We start from the raw sequence: 21,588 nt of genomic DNA, 5'->3' as shown, positions 1-21,588 counted from the left end.
ACCAAATATGCGGCACAGCAACTCGCCAAGTGCACCGCGAGGTGAGATGATGGGCCGTCAGAAGTCCCGTTTCTATGCAAGGAATGATGCATGGCCATCCCAGGCAAGACCGATCCGTCGATCATCCGCAACTTCTGCATCATTGCACACATCGACCACGGAAAATCGACGCTCGCCGACCGCATGCTGCAACTCACCAAGGTAGTTGATGACCGCAGCATGCGCGCGCAATACCTCGACCGGATGGACATCGAGCGCGAACGCGGCATCACCATCAAGTCCCAGGCCGTGCGGATGCCATGGCCGGTTGACGACACCGTGCACGTGCTCAACATGATCGACACCCCTGGCCACGTCGACTTCAACTACGAGGTGTCCCGCTCCTTGCAGGCGTGCGAAGGGGCGATCCTGCTGGTGGACGCGGCCCAGGGCATCGAGGCGCAAACGCTGGCAAACCTCTACCTGGCACTCGAGGCCGAACTCACCATCATCCCTGTGCTCAACAAGATCGACCTGCCAGGCGCAGACCCGGACAAGTACGCCGCAGAGCTGGCGTCGATCATCGGATGCGACGAGGACGAGGTGCTGCGGGTCTCCGGTAAAACTGGAGTGGGCGTTGCCGAGCTGCTTGACGCCGTTGTCGAGCGAGTCCCAGCGCCCGTGGGGGACGCCGACGGGCCAGCACGCGCGCTCATTTTCGATTCCGTCTACGACACGTTCCGAGGCGTGGTCACGTACGTCCGCGTCGTCGACGGTGCGCTGCGCCACCGCGACCGCATCCAGATGATGTCCACTGGCGCTCAGCACGAACTGCTCGAGGTTGGCGTCATCGCGCCCGACCCGTCCAAGCAGGATGCCATCGGCGTCGGCGAGGTGGGGTATCTCATCACGGGCGTAAAGGATGTGCGGCAGTCCCGCGTCGGTGATACGGTCACCGTCGCCACCGCACCTGCGGCAGAAGATTTGGGCGGCTACGAGCCCCCGGTGCCCATGGTCTACGCCGGCCTCTACCCGATTGATGGTGACGATTTCACCGAGCTTCGCGAAGCGCTCGAGAAGCTCCAGCTCAACGACGCCGCCTTGCTGTACGAGCCAGAGACGTCCAGCGCGCTCGGCTTCGGTTTCCGCATCGGTTTCCTCGGACTGCTCCACATGGAGATCGTGCGCGAGCGGCTCGAGCGTGAGTTCAACCTGGACCTCATCTCCACAGCGCCGAGCGTGGTGTACCGCGTGGTGATGGAGGACCATTCCGAACACATCGTGACGAACCCGTCGGAGTTTCCTGAGGGCAAGGTCGACGAGATCTACGAGCCGGTCGTTGACGCCACCATCCTTGCGCCAGCGGAGTTTATCGGAACCATCCTTGAGCTGTGCCAGACCAGGCGCGGTGTGCAGAAGGGCCTCGACTACCTCTCAGAAGATCGGGTGGAGATCCGCTACCAGTTGCCGCTCGGCGAAATCGTCTTCGACTTCTTCGACGCGTTGAAATCGCGCACGAAGGGGTACGCGTCGCTCGACTACGAACCGGCAGGGGAAGCGCCGGCCGACCTAGTGAAAGTCGATATCTTGCTGCACGGTGACCCCGTCGACGCGTTCTCCGCCATCGTGCACCGCGAATCCGCCTACTCGTACGGTCTCCAGATGGCGTCCAAGCTCAAGGAACTCATCCCGAGGCAGCAGTTCGAAGTGCCCATCCAGGCCGCCATTGGCTCCCGCGTGATCGCGCGCGAAACCATCCGCGCCATCCGCAAGGACGTGCTCTCGAAGTGCTACGGCGGCGACATCTCACGAAAGCGCAAGCTGCTCGAGAAGCAGAAAGAGGGCAAGAAGCGCATGAAGATGGTGGGCCGAGTCGAGGTGCCGCAGGAGGCCTTCGTCGCGGCGCTGTCCACGTCGGAGCCGGCAAAGAAGAACTAGCGGCCGCTGCGCCTAGCGCAGCCCCGACGTGGTGAAGCCCCGCACCAGGTAGCGCTGGAGGAACAGGAACATCACCAGCATGGGCAGAATCGCGATGATCGAGCCCATGAACAGCTCCGGCAACCGCACGCCTTGGCTGGTCATGAACTGCGACAGGGCCACCTGCACGGTGCGCGTGTTGTCACGACCCACCAGGCTGGGCCACAGGAACGCGTTCCAGGCGCCGAGCAGCACGATGGTGCCGACGGCGGCGATGATCTCCTTGGAGTTCGGCACCACGATGCGCCAAAACACTCCCCAGGGCGTGCATCCGTCGACGAAGGCAGCGTCTTCTAACTCCTCGGGGAAATCGAGGAAGAACTGGCGGAACAGGTATGTCGCGAACGCTGAGAAGGCCGCCGGAATCACCAAGCCGCGGTAGGTGTCAATCCACCCGAACTGGGCGGTCATGATGAACGTAGGCACGAAGGTCATCGTCGCGGGAACCATCAGCGTGAACACCGTGAGCCCCAGCAGGAAACTGGCGAGCCTGTGCTTCCAACGCGCCAGCGCGTAGCCTGCCATGAGGCTGACGAGCACGGTGATGATCGTCTGCAGGCTGGCGGTGACGGCCGAGTTCAGCATGGCCGCGCCGATGCCGATCGTGTCGTTGGCAAGTAGCGACTTCAGGTTGGTGAAATCGAGCTGATCTGGGAGCCAGTGCCACTTCGGCGACGCGATGTGTTTCTGCGTCGAGAAGGCGTTGCGGAACATTACGTAGAAGGGCAGCAGGAAGAACAGCGCCAGCATGATGAGCAGCGCGTACCGGGCGATCCTGGCGGCTTTCATGCTTTCGCCTTCTTCGCTGCGCGCCGCTCCTTGCGCTCCTCCCGGCTCATCAGCCAGTTCTGTGCTACAGAAAAGAGCACGATGATGGCGGCGAGAATCATGGTTCCCGCGCCTCCCAAGCCCAGGTTCTGTTGCCCGCCGCCAAACGACAGCAAATACAGGTGCACCAGGGGAGGGCGTCCATAGGGTGGGTAGGAGCCGATGGTACCCAGCATGTTGTAGAACTCGTCGAACGCCTGGAACGCGTTGATGAGGAGCAACATGATGACAGCCACGCTGGTGGCGCGAAGTTGGGGAAGCGTGATGTAGCGAAGCACTCGCCAGCCGGATGCTCCGTCGATGGCCGCCGCCTCGTAGGTATCAACCGGGATGCGCTGTAGTCCGGCGATGATGAGGATCATGTAGAAGCCCACCTGCAGCCACAGCCGAACGCTGATGAGCGCGACCCAGTAGAGGTTGTTGCCGCCTCCGAGCCAGTTGACGGAGTCGCCGCCCCAGGAACGGATGAGTGAGTTCAGCATGCCGAAGCGGGCGTTGTTGAAGAACACGAGCCGCCAGACGATGGCCGCCACAACGTAACTCACCGCCGAGGGGATGAAGAACACCGAACGGAAGAACGCCTGGCCCCACTTGAGGTCGTTGAGAAGGAGCGCCAAGCCTAGTGAGCACACATAGGTGAGTGGCACGATCACGAGCGAAAACACGACGAACACGGCCAGCGAGTTGATGAAGAGTTCGTCGCCCAAAAGGCTGGTGTAGTTGTCCAGCCCGACGAACTTCGTCGGCGTGATCGTGTTCTTGGCCTCGAAAAAGGACAGGTAGGCGCTCCATAGCACCGGCACGTAGACGAAGACCGTCAGCCCGAGGAAAAACGGTGCGACGAATACCAGGAACCACAGGTTGCGGCCCTGGTATCCGCGCAGGCGTTGCCACACGTCGAGATCAGCCTTGGAGCTTGGCGAGTTCCTTCTTCGCCAGGTCGCCGAACTTAGAGAACGCGCTCTTCGGGTCGGCGCCGTCCACGATCACGTTGCTCACGGCCGCACCGTAGGCTTCACCGAGCGAGCCGGACCACATGATGTCGTTGGCGAAGCCGTTCTCGCTGACGAACTTGGCCGCGTCGGCGCCCGGGCCGTCCTTGAACTGCTCCGTCTTCGACGTCAGCGCGTCCTTTGCTGGGATGTGCACGCCGTAGGCTGTGGAGAAGTCGATCTGCTTGTCTTCCTGGTCGATCCACAGCCACTTGATGAATGCCTTAGCGGCATCGACGTGCTTGCTCTTGGCATTGACGCACGCACCGAACGCGCCGAACGGCACCGCTGGGCGGCCCTTCGCCCCAATCGCGGGGAAGGGCAGCACGCCGAAGTCGTCGCCGAAGGCTTCCTGCACCTGGGGTAGACCCCACAACCCGCCCCACTGGAAAGCGCACTCCTCATTCACGAACGCCTCGGGGCCGTACCAATCGTTGGAGGCCCCCGACAGCACCGCGCCAGACTTCACCAGTTCGCGGTAGTCGACGAGCGCCTGGTAGAACTCGTCGGTGAGGAACGCGGCCTCGGTGCGATCAGCGTTGAGCTGATCGTGGCCAGAAGCCCAAATGAAGATGGTGCCCAGCACGCCGACGCCAGAGTCGTTACCGGCGAAGAAGCCGCCCATGTCCTTCGAGTTCACAGCTTTGGCTGCGGCGGCAAGTTCCGAGAAGGTCGTTGGCGGCGTAATGCCCTTCTTCTCTAGCACGGACTTGCGGTAGAAGAGCATCTGCATATCGATGGTCTGCGGGATGGCGTAGATCTTGTCCTGGAACGTGAACCGATCGATGACAGCCTTGTTGAACTGATCCTTCACCGGGTCCATGAGTTCGGTCAGGTCTGCCAGCTGTCCACCGCGGATCATGTCCAGCGAGCCGCCTTGTTCGTACTCGAACACGTCGGGCGCTTCGTCGGTCAGTAGCGCCGCTCCGAGGATTTTCATGTAGTCGCCGGGGGTCCACTGCACGCTCACCTTGGCGTCGGGATACTCCGAGGCATACTTCTCGACGGCCTCCTTCACGCCAGCTTCACCGTACTCGTGGTACCACTGCTTGAGCGCGACGCTGCTGTTGCCGCCGGAACCAGCCGAACCGGAGGACCCTTCGAGTGGATTGTTGTCGCCACATGCGGCGAGCACAGACAAGGCAGCGAGCCCGCCGCCGGATGCGAGGAGTGAACGTCGATTGATCATGCAACACAGTGTGTCATCTCGAACGAGCTGGTGGGAGCTTGCCCACGCACGAATCTGTCTTCTGTAAGCGAACGAGTTGAGATACGACGCTAGGCTTCCGCCCGTGGCTTCCCAACTCCCAGACGGTGAGCCCGCGCCCAGCGACGGTTCACTCCCACCCGGTACCGACGTCGACGCCCCGGTGTCGTTGTACGTGCACGTGCCGTTTTGCAAGTCGCGCTGCGGCTACTGCGACTTCAACACCTACACCGCTGCAGAGCTTGGGGCGATGTCGCCGAACGCCTACCTGTTCGCTGCCCGCGCGGAGCTCAACTTGGCACGTCGCGTGCTTGGCCCTCAGGTGGTTCGCACGGTGTTTTTTGGCGGAGGCACCCCGACGATGCTGCCGCCGGGGGAGCTCGTCGGGCTGCTCGACGCGATCCGGGAGCGCTTCCCGATAGCCGCCGACGCGGAGATCACGACGGAAGCGAACCCGGAGAGCGTTGATCCGAGCTACTTCCAGGCGCTGCGCGACGGCGGATTCACGCGCATCTCGCTGGGGTATCAGTCGTCGGTGCCGCACGTTTTGAGGGTGCTTGATCGACAGCACAGCCCCGGTCGTGGCCTGGATGCGGCACACTGGGCGTCGGAGGCCGGGTTCGAGCATGTCAGCCTCGATCTCATCTACGGCACGCCGGGGGAGTCGCTCGACGATTGGCGACGAAGCCTCGACGCGGTGGCCGACACCCCCGTCGACCACGTCAGCGCCTACTCGCTCATCGTCGAAGAGGGGACACGGCTTGCCTTGCGGGTGCGCAAGGGCGAGCTGGCTATGCCCGACGAGGACGATCTCGCCGATAAATACATGATTGCCGACGAGTTCCTGACCGCACGCGGTTTCCACAACTACGAGACCAGCAACTGGGCGCTGCCCGGCGGCGAGTGCCGGCACAACATCGCCTATTGGAAAGGTGCGAACTGGTGGGGCATTGGCCCGGGCGCGCACAGTCACGTCGGCGGCGTTCGATTCTGGAACCGAAAACACCCGCGCGCCTACGCGGACGCCCTGGCCGCAGGCAAGTCGCCGGCGCAAGGGCGCGAGGTGCTCACGGCGGAGGACCGCCGCGTCGAACGGGTGCTGCTGGAGCTTCGGTTGGCCGACGGGCTCCCGCTCAGCGTTCTGACGCCGTCGGAGCGTGCGCGCATTCCTTCGATGGCAGCGCGAGGGCTGGTCGATGTCGTTGACGGGCGGCTGATCGTGCGACGGCGCCTGCTGGCCGACGGGATCATCCGCGACCTACTCGACTGATAGGCACTTTTTTGCTTCGAGGTGTTGACAGCGCAGCTCCACTGTCTTACTGTATTAAGCATCTAGTACAGCAATACAGGAGGTGCAGGAATGCAGTTCGACAATTCCTCGCCCATCTGGTTGCAGTTGGTGGATGAATGCTCGCGCAGAATCGTCACGGGCCAGTGGCCCGCGGGGAGCAAACTGCCCGGCGTTCGCGATCTCGGCGTTGAACTCGGGGTCAACCCCAACACCATCCAACGCGCTATGGGCGAGCTTGACCGCATGGGCGTCACTGTGCCGGATCGCACGAAAGGGCGGTTCGTCACCGACGACGTCACCGTGATCGACGAGCTTCGCGAACGCGTGGCCACTAGCCACGCCGACGAGTTTGTGCGTCGTGCCCAAGGGCTCGGCATGCAGCAAGCCAGAGCGTTGGAGTTATTGAAGCAACGATGGCGACAACTGGAAGGTGAGCAATCATGAAAGCCATCCAAGTGCAATCACTCACGAAGAAGTACGGGGCATTTCCCGCGCTCAACAACCTCTCGTTCAGCCTCGACGAGGGTAACGTCGTCGGGCTCCTCGGAGAAAACGGCTGCGGCAAGACCACGCTGCTCAAAGTGCTCGCCGGCCTCATTGTTCGCTACGACGGCGACGTCACCGTCGCGGGTGAATGCCCCGGCCCGGCATCGAAGGCGAAAGTGAGCTTCCTCCCCGACGAGAGCTTCCTCGCCGATGGCGACAAGATCAGATTCTGCGCCCAGCAATACGACGATTACTTCGACGACTTCAACCGGGCGAAATTCGACAATCTCCTCCAATTCTTCCGCTTAGAGCCCCAGATAAAGCTCTCGCAACTGTCCAAAGGCATGCGCGAGAAGGTGCAGATCGCGCTTGCCATGAGCCGTGACGCCAAGGTGTTTCTCCTCGACGAGCCCATCTCAGGCGTCGATCCGGCAGCCCGCGACGTGATTCTGCGCGCCATCGTGCGCAACCTCGAACCGGATTCGCTCGTGCTCATCTCTACCCATCTGATCGCCGACATCGAACCCGTGCTCGACCGAGTCATCATGATGCGCTACGGACAGGTGCTCATTGAGGGTGCCGTCGACGATCTACGCACCGAATATGGCAAAAGCATGGACCAACTCTTCAGGGAGGTTTACCAATGGTCGGAACAGTACTGAAATACGAATTCATCCGAACTAAGTGGGCGATAGCCCTGGGTTGGGGCTTCACCCTCCTGCTCGCGCTGATCTCGTACGGAGCCGCCCACATCTCAGGCGTTGTTGCGGGAGTGCCGATTGTCGTGGGGATCATCGCGGTAGCTGCACTGCCGTTCGCCGTGCAGCTGTACCTCGGGATACATCTCTACCGCAGCACATTCGGCCGACGGGGATACTTCGAGCTCACCGTTCCCGTGAAGAACTCCACGCTGATCGCCACCAAGTTTCTCTGGGCCAGCCTGGTGAGCCTGATGTCTCTCGCGGTCTGCGCCTCGTCCCTGTGGATTATCGGAAAGGCAGACGCTGCCCTCGGCGGTATCAGCCTGGAGCAGGTGACCTTGGCCACCGCAGCGTTCTTCCGTGATCGTCTCGATGTGGGCGTGATCGTCTTGACAATCGTGCTGCTTTCCTATCTCAGCATGCTCGCGCAGGTCTACTTCGCCGTTGTGATCGGCAGCGAGGCGTGGATCAACAAGTCGGGAGGCTTCGGGCCGGTCGTCGTCTACATCATTGTCTACGTGGCGATGCAGCTGATCGGGGTCGGGTTGTTTCTGATCCCTCCGGTGTACGACGTGCTGGATAAAACCTGGCTCTGGGTTTCGCCACTGCTCACCGACATGGGTGACACGTCGGCGGGCCTTCCTGTTGTCGTGGTGATCGGAACCGTTGTCATCACTGTGGCGATGTTCTGGCAGACCTTGGTGAGCGTGCAGCGTCGACTTGAGCTTCGCTGAAGTCTCACACCTCTCAACTTGTGGCGTCTCGGAGTGGCTCCGGGGCGCCACAAGCCATGTTCGGTAGGGTCGCCAGCCGTGAACCGATACTCCCGTGACGTCCTCGCGCCCGGCTGGCAGCGTTCCCACATGATGAAGACCAGGAACGTGCCCGTCGAACTCGACGTGGTGCTCGAATTCGACGACTTCTGCGGCGCCGTCGTCGGGTGGGAGAACGGCGTGGTGTTGCTAGAAGACCGCAAGGGGAAGCGTCGCGGATTCCCGTTCGGTGCCGGGTTCTTGCTGGAGGGGGAGCCCGTCGCCCTGCAGCCGCCGCTGCGCGCAGGAACGAAGAAGCCCAAGTACACCGCGTCCGGATCGCGTGCGAGTGACGCTCCAGAGCCAGCGAAGGTGGCGCTACCCAGCCGTATCTACGTCGAGGGACGCCACGACGCCGAGCTGGTGGAAAAGGTCTGGGGCGACGACCTGCGCCACGTCGGCGTCGTCGTGGAGTATCTGGGTGGCATCGACGATCTCCCCGCCATCGTCGACGAGTTCCGGCCGGAACCGGGCAGGAGGCTGGGGGTGCTCGTCGACCATCTGGTGCCTGGGTCCAAGGAATCACGCATCGTGAAACAGGTGTACGCCGGCGGCCACGAGGATTGCGTACTGGTGCTCGGACACGAGTTCATCGACATCTGGCAAGCCGTGAAGCCGGAGCGCGTCGGCCGCAAGGCCTGGCCCGACGTGCCCATGGACGTTGATTTCAAGAAGGGCACGCTGGCTGCGCTCGGGCTGCCGCACGACGATCAGCGCGACGTGGCACGCGGCTGGCAAGCGATTCTCGCCAGGGCCAACAGTTGGCGCGACTTGGAGCCGCAGCTCAACACGATCGTCGAACGCCTCATCGACTTCGTCACTCAGGACCACATCGACGTCTAACCCGCGTTCGCTACAGTTGCCAGCATGGACATCGACGGCATTGCGGCAATGCTCAAAGACACAGCCGACGCGGTGGTCAACCCGCGGTTTCGGCAGCTGGCGGACGCGGAGATCGACGAGAAGGAGCCGGGCGACTTCGTCACCGTCGCGGATCGCGAAGCGGAGCGCCACCTCGCCGGCCTGCTGAAGGAAGCGTTCCCGAGTGCGCTGATCGTCGGTGAAGAGGGCGTGTTCCTCGGCGCATCGACGCTCGACGAGCTCGCGTCGGCACCGCACGCGTTCGTGATCGACCCGATCGACGGCACGAGGAACTTCGTGAACGGCAAGCGCGAGCACGGCGTCATGCTCGCCGAAGTGCGCGACGGCGTCACTACGCGCGGCTGGATCTGGCAGCCGCAATACGAGCGCATGTACACCGTCGAGGCTGGGTCGGGGCAGGTGCTCATGAATGGCCTGCCCGTCGAGGCTCAGCCCGAACGGGAACAACCGAAGGGGGTTACGGGGCAGCAGCGGTGGCTCGGCCACGATGGGGGCGGCCGACACGAGCCCATGGGCCGCAGCTCCGGTGCGGCCTGCTTCGACTACCCGATGGCGGTATCGGGCGAGATCGATTTCATGTACTACAACAATGCGCACCCGTGGGATCACCTTGTCGGCTGCCTCATGCTCACCGAAATCGGAGGAACCGGGCGCATGTTGAACGGGGAAGAGTACTCAGCTGCCAGCCGCGGCAAGGGACTGCTCGCCGCGCGCTCGGAGCGTGTGTGGGACCTCGTCGCGGAAGGGTGGGACCGCTGAGCTAGACGCCCCGGATGGGCAACTGCTTTCGTGGGACGACGCCGCGCGAGGCCAGTTCGTCCACCAACAACGGCAGGGCCTGACGCACGGTGGGTTCTGAGAATGCCCACCGCTCGGCGGATTCGTAGAGCTGCTCGAGCTGCACGCCTTGCTGCATCAGCGTCGAGGCTGTGGTGAACATATCGGCGAGGCGCCCGGCGCAATCGATGACGGCGTCGCGGTTGGTGACGGGGCCATGCCCAGGGATGACCACGGTGCTGGGTTTCGACGAGGTGAGCACGCCGTCGAGGGTGAGCGGCCAGGTGTCGAACTGGGTGGTTTCGTCGAACTGGGGCTCGTCTTCGACGAGGTCGCCCACGATAATCACGTCCGCCGATGGAACGACGACCACGAGGTCGGACTGCGTGTGTGCCTTGCCGAAGTGCGCGATCTCGACGAAGCGCTCACCCAGCTGGATGCCCTTGAGCACGCTGATCACCGTGGTGGGACGGAGTTCGGCGGGGGTGGTGTCGTCGACGATGCACTCGTGCGCAATGGTTTCTACGTCGGACATGCCGGCGAGGCCGTGCCAGTGATCGGCGTGGTGATGAGTGATGACGACGGTCTCGACGGGCACCGTCACCAGCGTGCGTGCCGAGGTGAGCAGCGCTGCGCCGACGTCGGCGGTGCCTCCCGCGTCGACGAGCATGGCGCTGTCGTCGCCGGCGATGAGCGTGACGTTCGCGGCATCCGGATCTACCGTCGTGACCCAAACCCTGTCGGCAACCTCACTCCACGAAATCTCCATGCGCCTGAGCCTAAGCCACGACGCCAAGGACCTCGAGCACACTGAGGGGATGCCGGATAAAAACTGCAAAACTCGCCAACAGTGGCTCGGAACTTGCCCAAAACCGGGGTGTTGGGCCAACTGTTGGCGAGTTTTGCAGTTTTCTCATCGGACACCCGGCTGCCATGTGGCCCGCGGGGTCGGCACGCGACGCATTTCAACCATCTTGGGAAGAGGGGTAGGCTGGCACTCGCCTGTTGTGAGTGCTAGGAGGTGACATGCTCGACGACCGAAAGCTGGATGTATTGAAGGCGATCGTGACGGACTATGTTGCCAGCCGCGAGCCCGTCGGGTCGAAGGCGCTCGTGGAGCGCCATCAGATGAAGGTCTCGGCAGCAACGGTGCGCAACGATATGGCCGTCCTCGAAGAGGAGGGGTACATCACCCAGCCGCACACGAGCGCGGGCCGTATCCCCACCGACAAGGGCTATCGCCTCTTCGTCGATCGACTGGCGAGCATCAAACCGCTGTCGACGGCGGAGCGACGCGCCATCGCTTCGTTCCTCGACGGCACGGCCGGCATGGATGACCTCATGGGGCGTACCGTGCGGCTGCTGGCGCAGCTCACCCACCAGGTGGCGATCGTCCAGTACCCCGTGACGCAGCGCGGCCAGATCCGCCACGTCGAACTCGTGGCGCTGTCGCCGGAGCGGGTGATGGTGATCATCGTCACCGCGGCTGGGCGTGTTGACCAGGAAGTGGTGGATGTCGGGTTCGTGGATCCCGAGGCGCTCTCGGAGCTGCGGAACGTGATCGTCGGTAGCGTCATGCAACGCTCGCCTGCGGAAGCGGCCGATGCGCTCGCTAGTCAGATGGATTCCATCCGCCCGGAGTATCGCCCCATTGCAGCGAACATCATCGCGACGACGCTGCAGCTGCTCGCTGCCGAACCAGCTGCGCAGGTGGTGGTCGCGGGAGTGCCGAACCTGGCGGGCGTTCCATTCGAGCGCAATCTCCGCCCGCTGCTTGAAGCGCTGGAGGAGCAGGTGGTGCTTCTGCGCTTGCTGAGCGAGGCTGCTGGCGACGACGTGACCGTCCGGATCGGTGAAGAGAACACCGCCGACGGTTTCCAGTCGACGAGTTTGGTGGCCAGCGGGTATGGGCAGGCGGGCAATCTGGGGGCGAGCCTTGGCGTGGTTGGTCCGACGCGTATGGACTATCCCGCAACCATTGCATCGGTGCGTGCGGTGGCACGTTACGTGAGTCGATTCCTCATGGAAGGTTGATCTAGCAACTGTGAGCACGAAGGATTACTACGGCATTCTGGGCGTCTCCCGAGATGCGTCGGCGGAGGAGATCAAGAAGGCCTACCGCCGCAAGGCGATGAAGGTGCACCCGGACGTCGCCCCCGACGACGCTGAGGCCGCTGACAAGTTCAAGGAACTCAGCGAGGCCTACGAGGTGCTGAGCGACCCGAACAAGCGCTCCATCTTCGACCGCGGGGGAGACCCGCGTCAGGCTGGTGGCGGTGGCGCTGGGTTCTCGGGCTTCGGCGGCGGGTTTGCCGGAGGGTTCGACTTCACCAACTTGGTGGACGCCATGTTCGGCGGCCAGGGTGGGCACGGCGGCCCGAGGTCGCGTGTGCGCCAAGGGCGCGACAAGCTCATCTCAGCGCAGATCAAGCTGCACGAGGCGGTATTTGGCACGAAGAAGACGATCAAGCTCAACTCGGCTGTCGTCTGCCCCCAGTGCTCCGGGCACGGCGGGCAGGACGGTTCCGAGCCGGTCGAGTGCAAGATCTGTGGCGGCCAGGGCGAGATCATCCAGATGCAGCGCAGCTTCCTCGGCGACATCCGTACCTCGCAGGCCTGTCCCGAATGCCGCGGGTATGGCACCGTCATTCCGCACCCGTGCACCGAGTGCTCTGGGGAGGGGCGCGTCGCAAGCCAGCGCACGATCACGCTCAAGGTGCCGGCGGGTGTCTCGACCGGGAACCGCATTCACCTCCAGTCACAAGGCGACGTGGGCCCAGGCGGTGGGCCTGCTGGTGATCTCTACGTGGAGATCCACGTCGCAGATCATGAGAACTTCCGACGCGATGGCGACAACCTGGAAGAGGTCGTGCGCATCCCGATGACCGCCGCGGCGCTCGGGACGACGCTCACCCTGCCCACGCTGGAAGCCGAATGGGAGGGTTCCGACCCGGCCGACCGCACCGTCGAGGTGGAGATTCCGGCGGGCACGCAGTCGGGTACCCGCATTGCGCTTAAAGATCGGGGCGTCCCGCGGCTGCGCGGCGGCGGACGAGGTGAACTCGGCATCACGTTCTTGGTGCAGACCCCGACGAAGCTCGACGATCACCAGCGTGATCTGCTCCGGAAGCTTGCCGAGGCGAGGGACGAGACGAAGGGCGAACCCATCGTCGACAAGGGGAAACACGGCGGCCTGTTCGGCTGGTTACGCGGAGATAAGTAGTCATGACAGGGGCGCTGTTCCTCGCGCACCTCGATAACCCCCAGGTGGGGGATCAGGTCATGGTCGAGGGAGACGAAGCTCGTCACGCAGCAGTCAAGCGCGTCGAGATAGGGGAGCAAGTGCTCGTTGCCGACGGCAAGGGCCTCGGTATTGAGGGCAGCGTCGTCGAATGTACGAAAACGACGCTCACCGTCACCGTGGAAGCGGTGCGACGCGAAGAACCTCGTCGGCGGGTCACCGCTGTGCAGGCGCTCGCGAAAGGCGACCGCTCTACACTCGCGGTGCAGATGCTCACCGAAATGGGCGCTTCGCGGATCATCGCCTGGCAGGCGGACCGCTCCATCGTGCGGTGGCCGGCAGAGCGACGCGACAAGGCCCTCGCGAGATGGGAAGCCACGGCGAGGGAGTCGTCGAAGCAGTCACGGCGGTTCAGCATCCCTGAGGTGTCGTTTGCGACGACCAAGCAGTTGCCCGACGTGCTCGGCGACGTCTCGACGGTGTTGGTGCTGCACGAGGATGCCTCGCAGCACATTCGCGACGTGGCGGTGGAAGGTGATGTTGCGGTGGTCGTCGGGCCGGAGGGCGGTATCGCGCCTGATGAGCTCGACGTGCTCGTCGCGGCTGGCGCGCAGCCGGTGCGCATCGCCGACCACGTGTTGCGCACGTCGACGGCCGGGGCTGTGGCGCTTGGACAATTGGAGTTGTTGTGAGTTTTTCGTTCGACGTAGGCACCCGCATCGAGGGCTGCGGCGGGCGTACCGGCACGATCCACACGCCGCATGGTGACATCGAGACGCCCGCGTTCATCGTCGTGGGTACGAAGGCGACGGTGAAGGCGGTGCTGCCTGAGACCGTTCGCGAATTGGGTGCGCAGGCCGTGCTGGCGAATGCGTATCACCTCTACCTGCAGCCGGGAGCGGACATCGTCGATGAAGCTGGTGGGTTGTCGCCGTTCATGAACTGGCCGGGCCCGACGTTTACCGATTCGGGCGGCTTCCAGGTGATGAGCTTGGGGGCAGGCTTCAAGAAGGTGCTCGCCATGGACACCACTGGGCTTCAGAACGACGATGTCATTGCCGACGGCAAGCAGCGCCGTGCCCACGTTGATGAGGATGGGGTCACGTTCGTGTCTCACCTCAACGGCGACCTGCATCGGTTCACGCCCGAGGTGTCCATGAACATCCAGCATCAGCTGGGCGCTGACATCATGTTTGCCTTCGATGAGCTCACGACTCTCATGAATACGCGTGAGTATCAGGAGAAGTCGGTGGAGCGCACGCATCGGTGGGCCGAGCGGTGCTTGCGCGAGCACCGTCGCCTCACTCAGATGCGTGCTGACAAGCCGTATCAAGCGCTGTTTGGGGTGATCCAGGGCGCCCAGTACGAGGACTTGCGACGCCAGGCCGCGCGTGGATTGGCGGGGCTCGATGTCGATGGGCAGATGTTCGACGGGTTTGGCCTGGGCGGAGCGTTGGAGAAGCAGCGCATGGGGGAGATTATCGGCTGGATGGTGGATGAATTGCCGGAAGGCAAACCCCGCCATTTGCTGGGCATCTCAGAGCCTGACGACCTCTTCGCGGCGGTGGAGGCCGGCGCAGACACATTCGACTGCGTCAACCCTTCCCGCGTGGCCCGAAACGCGGCGATCTACACCGCCGACGGCCGATACAACGTCAACACTGCCAAGCATCGTCGATCCTTTGTCCCCCTCGAAGACGGGTGCGATTGCTACACCTGTCAGCACTACACCCGCGCCTACCTGCATCACCTGTTCAAGGCGAAGGAGATGCTGGCTTCGACGCTCGCCACCATCCACAACGAACGGTTCACCGTACGGCTCGTCGACGATATTCGTCTTGCGATGCAGCAGGGCCGGTTTCACGAGTTTCGCGACGAGTTCCTCGGACGTTTCTACTCGCGGTAAGCGTACCTTCCAGTCAGGCTTCAGCTGGCTGTTACGTAACTCGGCTCGTAGCGTTTCACGAGTTTGATGACCTGGTAGGTGATCGGCATGACGAGCACCTCGATGAGTACCTTCCAGATGTAGCCGACGAGGATGTAGTTGATCATCGTGCCGCCGGTGATGACGCCGTAAAACGCGATGAGGCAAAACGCCGTGGTGTCCGCGGCTTCACCCACCAGCGTGGAACCCAGCAGTCTCGCCCACAAGCCCTTCTCTGCAGTACGTGCCTTAATCTTCACCAGCACCCAGGCGTTGAGAAGCTGGCCAACGAGGTAGCCACACAGGCTCGCCAGCACGATGCGCGGCACGAAGCCCAAAACAGCCTCGAACGCCTCCTGATTCGGCCAGTCCGCCGCCGGTGGGGCGATGCCGACGAGCAGGAAGGTCACCGACGCCAGCGCGGCCATGACGAAGCCCATCAGAATCGCCCGACGCGCACCCTTCATACCGTACACCTCGGCCAGCACGTCGCCGATCACGTAGACGAGCGGAAACAAGATGGCGCCACCATCGGTGATGAGAGGCAGCACAGGGAAGCCCAGGACGTTCACCTCGGGGCCGAATTGAATAAGCTTCGTAGCGGCAACGTTGGAGATCAGCAGGAGGCCGACGAACGCGACGGCGATGATGTCGTAGTGTCCTCGACCATGCTGGGCGAATTGAGTATCTGTCACCGGAGAGATGGTAGTTGATCTCCTTTGACTTTCTTTGCGTGCCCAGCCCGGAAGGGAGAGAAAGATGGGAGACTTGGTGCATGGAAGGCAATGAAGCATCGGAACGTAACGACGGCGAACTCGACCAGCTCCAGGCTGGCGATACCTTGATTGATCGCGGCGTGGATGACGTGCTGGATGAGGGCTACATCCTGCCGGACAACTGGGGCCCAGGCATGGGATACGGCACCACGGCCGCAGAGATGCGGCAAGGTGAGAGCATCGACATGCGCGCTAAGCAGGAAGAGCCCGAGCATGACCCCCAGAAGCTCGGAGGCAAATGGAACCCCTTGTTTGAAGACCGCGAGGTAGGCAAGCAGCGCGCCGGGAGGTTGGTCGTCGGCGACGATCACAACGTCGGTAGAGAGATGGGAATCAGTGGAGGAGCAGCATCGGCGGAGGAAGCGGCGATGCACATCATTGACGAAGACGACGAAACGAGTGATGACTGAACCATCGTCGACGGCTAAGCTGAGCATGCCCGATGAACGACGTCGGGCCACGTCGGAAGGCCAGCCCCCTGAATCCCCTGCATCAGTTGCCCGGAACCCGCACCGTCGGTGTTCCACCATCCATCGACATGATCAGTATTCTCGGCCCCAGCGACGAGAATTTGCGCATGCTCGAATCATTGCTTGAAGCCGACGTGCACGTGCGAGGCTCTGAGATCACACTCACTGGGTCGGCAGAAGCCGTGACCAAGGCAAACGACGTGGTCAGCGAGCTCATTGCGATTCTCCGAACCGGCCAGGGGCTGTCCCCGGAAACCGTGGAGCGCGTCGTCACGATGACCGCCGAGAACGAGTCGCCGTCGGACGTGCTCACTCAGGGCATCGTCAGCTCACGCGGGCGCACAGTGCGGCCCAAGACGCTGAACCAGAAGCGTTACGTCGACGCGATCGATCGCCACACCATCGTGTTCGGCATTGGCCCCGCCGGAACGGGCAAGACGTACCTGGCTATGGCGAAAGCGGTGCAGGCCCTGCAGAGCAAGCAGGTGAATCGCATCATCCTCACTAGGCCCGCTATCGAGGCGGGCGAGAAACTTGGCTTCCTGCCCGGCACGCTCAGCGACAAGATCGACCCCTACCTCCGCCCGCTCTACGACGCGCTGCACGACATGGTGGAGCCAGATTCCGTGCCTAAGCTGCTCACCTCGGGCGTGGTTGAGGTGGCACCCCTGGCCTACATGCGCGGGCGCACTCTCAACGACGCGTTCATCATCTTGGACGAGGCCCAAAACACCACTGCCGAACAGATGAAGATGTTCCTCACCCGGCTGGGCTTCGGCTCGAAGATCTGCGTCACCGGTGACGTCACCCAGATCGACCTTCCTGGCGGCGCGCGCTCCGGGCTGCAGCTGGTGCAAGGCATCCTCGACGGGGTGGACGACATCGCGTTTTGTAATCTCACAGCCCGCGACGTGGTGCGTCACCGACTGGTGGGCAAGATCGTCGCAGCCTACGACGAGTACGACTCTGCGCAGGACGCGCGAAGGGCGAAGCGGAAGTGATCGACCTCAACAACGAATCCGGCATGGAGGCCGACGAACAGGGCCTCGTGCGCTTGGCGCGCTTCGCTCTCGATCGGCTGCGCATTCATCCCCAAGCCGACCTCTCCATCCTCCTTGTCGACGAGCAAACCATGGCTGACTACCACGAACGCTTCATGGATCTGCCTGGGCCGACCGACGTGATGAGCTTCCCCATGGACGAGCTGCGCGAACCCTCCGACGACGAAGATCCGCCGCTCGGAATGCTCGGCGACATCGTGCTGTGTCCGGCGGTCACGCAGCGCCAAGCCGCGGAGAACGGGCGCCAACCCGACGAAGAAGCCGAGTATCTGCTCATTCACGGGCTGCTGCACCTGCTGGGGCACGACCACGCGGAGCCTGAAGAGAAAGCCATCATGTTCGGCCTCAACGACAAGATCATCCAAGCATGGGGCTTGGAGCGTGCTCGATGAGCCAACTGGCGAGACAGCTCAAGCTGAGCGATGCCATCGCGATCGGTGTGGCGTCGATGGTGGGAGCTGGCGTCTTCGCGGTGTGGGGTCCGGCCGCCGCTGCTGCGGGCAGCGGACTCGTCATCGGCCTCGTGCTCGCCGCGTTCGCGGCCTGGTGCAACGCCACCAGCTCCGCGCAGCTGGCCGCGCAGTACCCGTCGGCTGGCGGCACCTACGTCTACGGGCGCGAACGCCTCGGTGAATGGCCCGGCTACCTTGCTGGATGGTGCTTCGTCATCGGGAAGACCGCGTCCGCGGCAGCGATGGCGATGGTGTTCTCGTCGTACTGGGCACCCGAGGGGTGGGCCAAACCCATTGCGGTGGGCATCGTCTGGCTCATGGTGCTCATCAACATTCTGGGCGCCACCCGCACCGCCCAGGCAGCCAAATTGCTCGTGATCATCGCGCTCATCGGCATCGTGACAGCATTGGCCACGGGGTGGATTTCGCCGCCCACCTCGGCGAGCTTCAAGTGGGTGGGCGCGACCCCGTACGGCGTGCTGCAAAGCGCCGGCCTCATGTTCTTCGCCTTTGCCGGCTATGCGCGCATCGCGACGATGGGCGAGGAAGTGATCGACCCCGAGCGCAACATTCGCCGAGCCATCGTTGGAGCGCTCACCATTACGCTCGTGCTCTACGCACTCATCGCGTGGACGTTGGTGGCCAGGGTGGGTCTTGCCGCACTGGCTGACAGCCCAGCCCCGCTGACGTTGCTCGTCGGTGACCATCTGGTGCAGAAGACCATCTTGATTATCGGCGCGACGGCGGCGAGCGCGGGTGCGCTCTTGGGCCTGCTGTCGGGCATCGGGCGCACCTGGTTGGCGATGGCTCGCACCCACGACCTGCCCGGATGGTTCAGCCACACCAGCCAGCGGTTCCAAACCCCGCACAGGATTGAACTGACCGTCGCCATCGTACTCAGTGTCGTCCTGATGCTGGCCGACCTTCGCGGCGCCATCGGGTTCTCGTCGTTTGGTGTGTTGCTGTACTACTTCGTGGCGAACGTCGCCGCCTATACGCAGACGGGGCAGCACCGCCGTTATCACCGCGCCTGGCAGGTGCTCGGTGCTGCCACCTGCCTCGTATTCGTCGTTACGCTGCCCATCTGGTCGATGCTGATTGGCATGATTGTTCTGGGCGTCGGCGTAGTATGGCGGCTGGTCAAGCCCGAACCCATGTCAACCCGTGCAGAGGATGCTGCCTGATGTTCTCGCAAACCCAATGGATCGAGCTGACGCTCGCACTGATCTTCGCTATTTTGGCAAGCCTGCTCGCTGCCATCGAAGCCGCGGTGGCGGTGACGACGAAGGGCAAGGCCGAGCGCCTCGTCGCGGAACAACCGTCGAAGGCGCATGAGCGCATCGCACTGATCGCACAGGACCCGGCACCGACGGTGAACTCCGTCATGTTTGCACGCATGTTGTTGGAGATCTCGTCGATCACACTCGTCGGGCTCCTGATTCACGCGTCCTTTGGTGCTGACTGGCTGCGTGTGCTGCTCACCGTCGCCATCATGCTCGTCGTATCGTTCATCCTGTGGGGTGTGGCGCCGCGCACATTGGGACGCCAGAACCCGTTCCGCACGCTCAAGATTTTCGGTGCGACCGTGAGCGTGCTGACCACTATCTTCAGCCCTGTTGCGCAGCTCATGGTGCTCATCGGCAACGCGTTGACGCCGGGGCGCGGTTACTCCGACGGGCCGTTCGCCAACGAGGCAGAGTTCCTGGACATGGTCTCCGTCGCTGAAGAGCATGAGGTGATCGAAGACAGCGAGTCGAAGATGGTGCGCTCGGTGTTTGGCCTCGATGACACCTTCGTCAAGGAAGTGATGGTTCCCCGCACCGACATGGTGTTCATCAAGGAGAACCACACGCTGCGGCAGCTCATCAGCTTGGCGCTGCGTTCCGGCTTCTCGCGTATCCCGGTGGTAGGGGAGGGGCTCGACGACATCCGCGGCATTGTCTACATCAAGGACGTCACCAAACGCATCTTTGATTACCCCGACGCGGAGCGCGGCGAGACCGTGAGTGAAGTGATGCGCACGGCGGAATTCTGCCCAGACTCCAAGCCCGTCTCTGAGCTGCTGCAAGAGATGCAGCGCAACCATTCGCACATGGTGATCGTCGTCGACGAGTTCGGCGGCACGTCCGGTCTAGCCACCATCGAAGACATTCTGGAAGAGATTGTCGGCGAAATCGTTGACGAATACGACCAGGAGGTTCCGAACGTGGTGGATCTGGGCGATGGCCGCTATCGCGTGTCGTCTCGGCTATCTGTCAGCGACCTAGGGGAGCTGTTCGACCTCAACCTCGACGACGAAGACGTGGACACCGTCTGGGGCCTTATGGCCAAGCAACTCGATCTGGTGCCGATCTCCGGATCGAAAGCCGTGTACGAGGGCATCGAGATGATCGCAGACCGCACGATGGGGCGTCGCCACCAAGTCGCGACGGTGCTCGTGCGGCAACTGCCCAAGGAGGAAGACACCGAAGATGAGCACAGCGACGACGAATAACCACCGCTCCGGTTTCGCCTGCTTCGTGGGTAGACCCAACGCAGGAAAATCGACGCTCACCAATGCGCTCGTCGGGCAAAAGATTGCCATCGCTTCGTCGAAGCCGCAGACCACGCGCCACGCGATCCGCGGCATCATCACCCGCGACGACGGCCAGCTAATCCTCATCGACACGCCGGGGCTCCACAAGCCCCGCACGCTGCTCGGGGAGCGGCTGAACGCGCTCGTCTACGACACCTGGGCCGAAGTGGATGTGATCGGCGTTTGCATGCCTGCCAACGAAAAAATCGGTCCGGGCGATCAACACATCCTGCAGGAGATTCAGGGGCTCACGGACCCGCCGAAACTTCTCGCACTGATCACGAAGATCGATCTTGTGCCGAAGCCACACGTGCTGCAGCGCATCGCCGCGGCGAACGAGCTCGCGCTGGAGCTCGGCATCGAGTGGGAAGCGATCGTGCCGGTGTCCGCGACATCTGGGGAGCAGATAGACACCGTCGCTGACACGCTCCTCCAGCTGCTTCCCGCTGGCCCCGTGTACTACCCCGATGGCGAAATCACCGACGAGCCCGAGGAAACGCTCATGGCGGAGCTCATCCGAGAAGCTGCGCTCGAAGGGGTGCGCGACGAGCTCCCCCACTCCATCGCGGTGATGATCGACGAGGTTGTGCCGCGCGAAGGCCGTCCCGAGGACAAGCCTCTGAGCGACGTGTACGCCAGCATTGTCGTCGAGCGTGACTCTCAGAAGGGCATCATCATCGGCAAGGGCGGCAGCCGACTGAAAGAGATCGGCACCGCAGCCCGGCTGCAAATCAACAAACTGCTTGGAACCCGCGTCCACCTTCACCTGCACGTCAAGGTGCTCAAAGAATGGCAGCGCGACGCCAAACAACTCGGCAAACTCGGCTTCTAGCCGGGGCTTGGTCTATCCCGGTGGTTGAGCCGCCCGCGAAGCGGACTTGTCGAAACCCGGAGACCACCGGTGGTTGAGTAGCCCGCGCAGCGGGCGTATCGAAACCCGCCACTGCGTCTCGATACGGGCCTTCGGCCCTACTCGACGGCCGGGGAGGTGAGCGGTCACCTCTTGCCGGTGGTTGAGTAGCGAGCGAAGCTCGCGTATCGAAACCCCCGGCCTCCATCACCCGTCGCGAAACTTCAAAATCCGTACGCAGATGAGGTGAAGGGGCTCATCGTATTTGAGGGTGTAATCGGGGTCTGAATCCGCCGGTTTCGAGGAG

General features: G+C 63.0%; 22 protein-coding genes. 17 read left to right on the top strand and 5 right to left on the bottom strand.

The genetic code is table 11. The annotated features are described in order from the left end of the window. The first annotated feature begins 90 nt into the window (after nucleotides 1-90). Nucleotides 91-1,917, top strand: a complete 1,827-nt coding sequence (gene lepA / locus Q0X61_RS01740) for a translation elongation factor 4 (RefSeq protein WP_297739729.1) — start codon at nucleotides 91-93, stop codon at nucleotides 1,915-1,917. 12 nt (nucleotides 1,918-1,929) lie between these two features. On the opposite strand, the gene Q0X61_RS01735 is transcribed toward lepA, so the two are convergent. From Q0X61_RS01735 to Q0X61_RS01725, 3 genes are read right to left on the bottom strand one after another with little or no spacing between them, the layout of a single operon-like run. Beyond that, complete coding sequence (locus tag Q0X61_RS01735) at nucleotides 1,930-2,745, bottom strand: carbohydrate ABC transporter permease (protein WP_297739728.1); 816 nt, start codon at nucleotides 2,743-2,745, stop codon at nucleotides 1,930-1,932. After that, nucleotides 2,742-3,680 carry a carbohydrate ABC transporter permease gene (locus Q0X61_RS01730; RefSeq protein WP_297739727.1) on the bottom strand — a complete coding sequence of 313 codons (939 nt, stop codon included), beginning with the start codon at nucleotides 3,678-3,680 and terminating at the stop codon, nucleotides 2,742-2,744. Before Q0X61_RS01730 ends, Q0X61_RS01735 begins: the two co-directional genes overlap by 4 nt. Before the next feature lie 7 nt (nucleotides 3,681-3,687). Next, a complete protein-coding gene (locus Q0X61_RS01725; RefSeq protein ID WP_297739726.1) occupies nucleotides 3,688-4,965 on the bottom strand; it encodes an ABC transporter substrate-binding protein in 1,278 nt (425 codons plus the stop codon). A gap of 103 nt (nucleotides 4,966-5,068) precedes the next feature. On the opposite strand from Q0X61_RS01725, the gene hemW reads away from it, so the two are divergent. The 6 genes from hemW to Q0X61_RS01695 all read left to right on the top strand — a co-directional run bounded on the left by hemW (nucleotide 5,069) and on the right by Q0X61_RS01695 (nucleotide 9,914). Next, a complete protein-coding gene (hemW, locus tag Q0X61_RS01720; RefSeq protein WP_297739725.1) occupies nucleotides 5,069-6,253 on the top strand; it encodes a radical SAM family heme chaperone HemW in 1,185 nt (394 codons plus the stop codon). Between the two features lie 90 nt (nucleotides 6,254-6,343). Then, nucleotides 6,344-6,718, top strand: coding sequence for a GntR family transcriptional regulator (locus Q0X61_RS01715; RefSeq protein WP_297739724.1), 375 nt, complete (start codon nucleotides 6,344-6,346; stop codon nucleotides 6,716-6,718). Continuing rightward, nucleotides 6,715-7,422 (top strand): ABC transporter ATP-binding protein, encoded by a 708-nt coding sequence (locus tag Q0X61_RS01710; RefSeq protein WP_297739722.1) that lies wholly within the window; start codon nucleotides 6,715-6,717, stop codon nucleotides 7,420-7,422. The genes Q0X61_RS01715 and Q0X61_RS01710 overlap by 4 nt, the downstream gene beginning before the upstream one ends. Next, a complete protein-coding gene (locus Q0X61_RS01705) occupies nucleotides 7,404-8,195 on the top strand; it encodes a hypothetical protein (protein WP_297739720.1) in 792 nt (263 codons plus the stop codon). Before Q0X61_RS01710 ends, Q0X61_RS01705 begins: the two co-directional genes overlap by 19 nt. 78 nt (nucleotides 8,196-8,273) lie before the next feature. Continuing rightward, nucleotides 8,274-9,116, top strand: coding sequence for a DUF3097 domain-containing protein (locus Q0X61_RS01700; RefSeq protein ID WP_297739718.1), 843 nt, complete (start codon nucleotides 8,274-8,276; stop codon nucleotides 9,114-9,116). Between the two features lie 24 nt (nucleotides 9,117-9,140). After that, nucleotides 9,141-9,914 carry an inositol monophosphatase gene (locus Q0X61_RS01695; RefSeq protein WP_297739716.1) on the top strand — a complete coding sequence of 258 codons (774 nt, stop codon included), beginning with the start codon at nucleotides 9,141-9,143 and terminating at the stop codon, nucleotides 9,912-9,914. A 1-nt stretch (nucleotide 9,915) separates the two neighbouring features. Here Q0X61_RS01695 and Q0X61_RS01690 read toward each other — a convergent pair whose 3' ends face one another. Further along, nucleotides 9,916-10,701 (bottom strand): MBL fold metallo-hydrolase, encoded by a 786-nt coding sequence (locus Q0X61_RS01690; RefSeq protein ID WP_297739714.1) that lies wholly within the window; start codon nucleotides 10,699-10,701, stop codon nucleotides 9,916-9,918. 257 nt (nucleotides 10,702-10,958) lie between these two features. Here Q0X61_RS01690 and hrcA point away from each other — a divergent pair, with 257 nt between their 5' ends. Genes hrcA through tgt form a run of 4 tightly spaced genes read left to right on the top strand, consistent with a single transcriptional unit; the run spans nucleotide 10,959 to nucleotide 15,079 of the window. Then, nucleotides 10,959-11,966, top strand: coding sequence for a heat-inducible transcriptional repressor HrcA (gene hrcA / locus Q0X61_RS01685; RefSeq protein WP_297739712.1), 1,008 nt, complete (start codon nucleotides 10,959-10,961; stop codon nucleotides 11,964-11,966). A gap of 10 nt (nucleotides 11,967-11,976) precedes the next feature. Beyond that, nucleotides 11,977-13,155 carry a molecular chaperone DnaJ gene (dnaJ, locus tag Q0X61_RS01680; protein ID WP_297739710.1) on the top strand — a complete coding sequence of 393 codons (1,179 nt, stop codon included), beginning with the start codon at nucleotides 11,977-11,979 and terminating at the stop codon, nucleotides 13,153-13,155. A gap of 2 nt (nucleotides 13,156-13,157) precedes the next feature. Then, nucleotides 13,158-13,865: a 16S rRNA (uracil(1498)-N(3))-methyltransferase gene (locus tag Q0X61_RS01675; RefSeq protein WP_297739708.1), complete on the top strand. Its 708-nt coding sequence runs from the start codon at nucleotides 13,158-13,160 to the stop codon at nucleotides 13,863-13,865. Then, the gene (gene tgt / locus Q0X61_RS01670; protein ID WP_297739706.1) at nucleotides 13,862-15,079 is read left to right on the top strand and encodes a tRNA guanosine(34) transglycosylase Tgt; all 1,218 of its coding nucleotides are present in this window, start codon (nucleotides 13,862-13,864) and stop codon (nucleotides 15,077-15,079) included. Before Q0X61_RS01675 ends, tgt begins: the two co-directional genes overlap by 4 nt. A gap of 20 nt (nucleotides 15,080-15,099) precedes the next feature. Here tgt and Q0X61_RS01665 read toward each other — a convergent pair whose 3' ends face one another. Then, nucleotides 15,100-15,792 carry a queuosine precursor transporter gene (locus Q0X61_RS01665; RefSeq protein ID WP_297739705.1) on the bottom strand — a complete coding sequence of 231 codons (693 nt, stop codon included), beginning with the start codon at nucleotides 15,790-15,792 and terminating at the stop codon, nucleotides 15,100-15,102. Nucleotides 15,793-15,872: 80 nt separating this feature from the next. Here Q0X61_RS01665 and Q0X61_RS01660 point away from each other — a divergent pair, with 80 nt between their 5' ends. The 6 genes from Q0X61_RS01660 (at nucleotide 15,873) to era (ending at nucleotide 21,263) form a co-directional block, all read left to right on the top strand. Next, complete coding sequence (locus tag Q0X61_RS01660) at nucleotides 15,873-16,283, top strand: DUF5709 domain-containing protein (RefSeq protein WP_297739703.1); 411 nt, start codon at nucleotides 15,873-15,875, stop codon at nucleotides 16,281-16,283. Nucleotides 16,284-16,411: 128 nt separating this feature from the next. Next, nucleotides 16,412-17,344, top strand: coding sequence for a PhoH family protein (locus Q0X61_RS01655; protein ID WP_297739701.1), 933 nt, complete (start codon nucleotides 16,412-16,414; stop codon nucleotides 17,342-17,344). Then, nucleotides 17,341-17,796: an rRNA maturation RNase YbeY gene (gene ybeY, locus Q0X61_RS01650; RefSeq protein WP_297739699.1), complete on the top strand. Its 456-nt coding sequence runs from the start codon at nucleotides 17,341-17,343 to the stop codon at nucleotides 17,794-17,796. Before Q0X61_RS01655 ends, ybeY begins: the two co-directional genes overlap by 4 nt. Continuing rightward, complete coding sequence (locus tag Q0X61_RS01645) at nucleotides 17,793-19,040, top strand: APC family permease (RefSeq protein ID WP_297739697.1); 1,248 nt, start codon at nucleotides 17,793-17,795, stop codon at nucleotides 19,038-19,040. The genes ybeY and Q0X61_RS01645 overlap by 4 nt, the downstream gene beginning before the upstream one ends. Further along, nucleotides 19,040-20,350 (top strand): hemolysin family protein, encoded by a 1,311-nt coding sequence (locus tag Q0X61_RS01640; protein ID WP_297739695.1) that lies wholly within the window; start codon nucleotides 19,040-19,042, stop codon nucleotides 20,348-20,350. The genes Q0X61_RS01645 and Q0X61_RS01640 overlap by 1 nt, the downstream gene beginning before the upstream one ends. Next, the gene (gene era / locus Q0X61_RS01635; RefSeq protein WP_297739693.1) at nucleotides 20,328-21,263 is read left to right on the top strand and encodes a GTPase Era; all 936 of its coding nucleotides are present in this window, start codon (nucleotides 20,328-20,330) and stop codon (nucleotides 21,261-21,263) included. Before Q0X61_RS01640 ends, era begins: the two co-directional genes overlap by 23 nt. Nucleotides 21,264-21,588: the final 325 nt, after the last annotated feature.

Source organism: uncultured Tessaracoccus sp. (assembly GCF_947255005.1).
Taxonomy (GTDB): domain Bacteria; phylum Actinomycetota; class Actinomycetes; order Propionibacteriales; family Propionibacteriaceae; genus Arachnia.
This window is presented reverse-complemented; position numbering and strand designations above follow the sequence as displayed.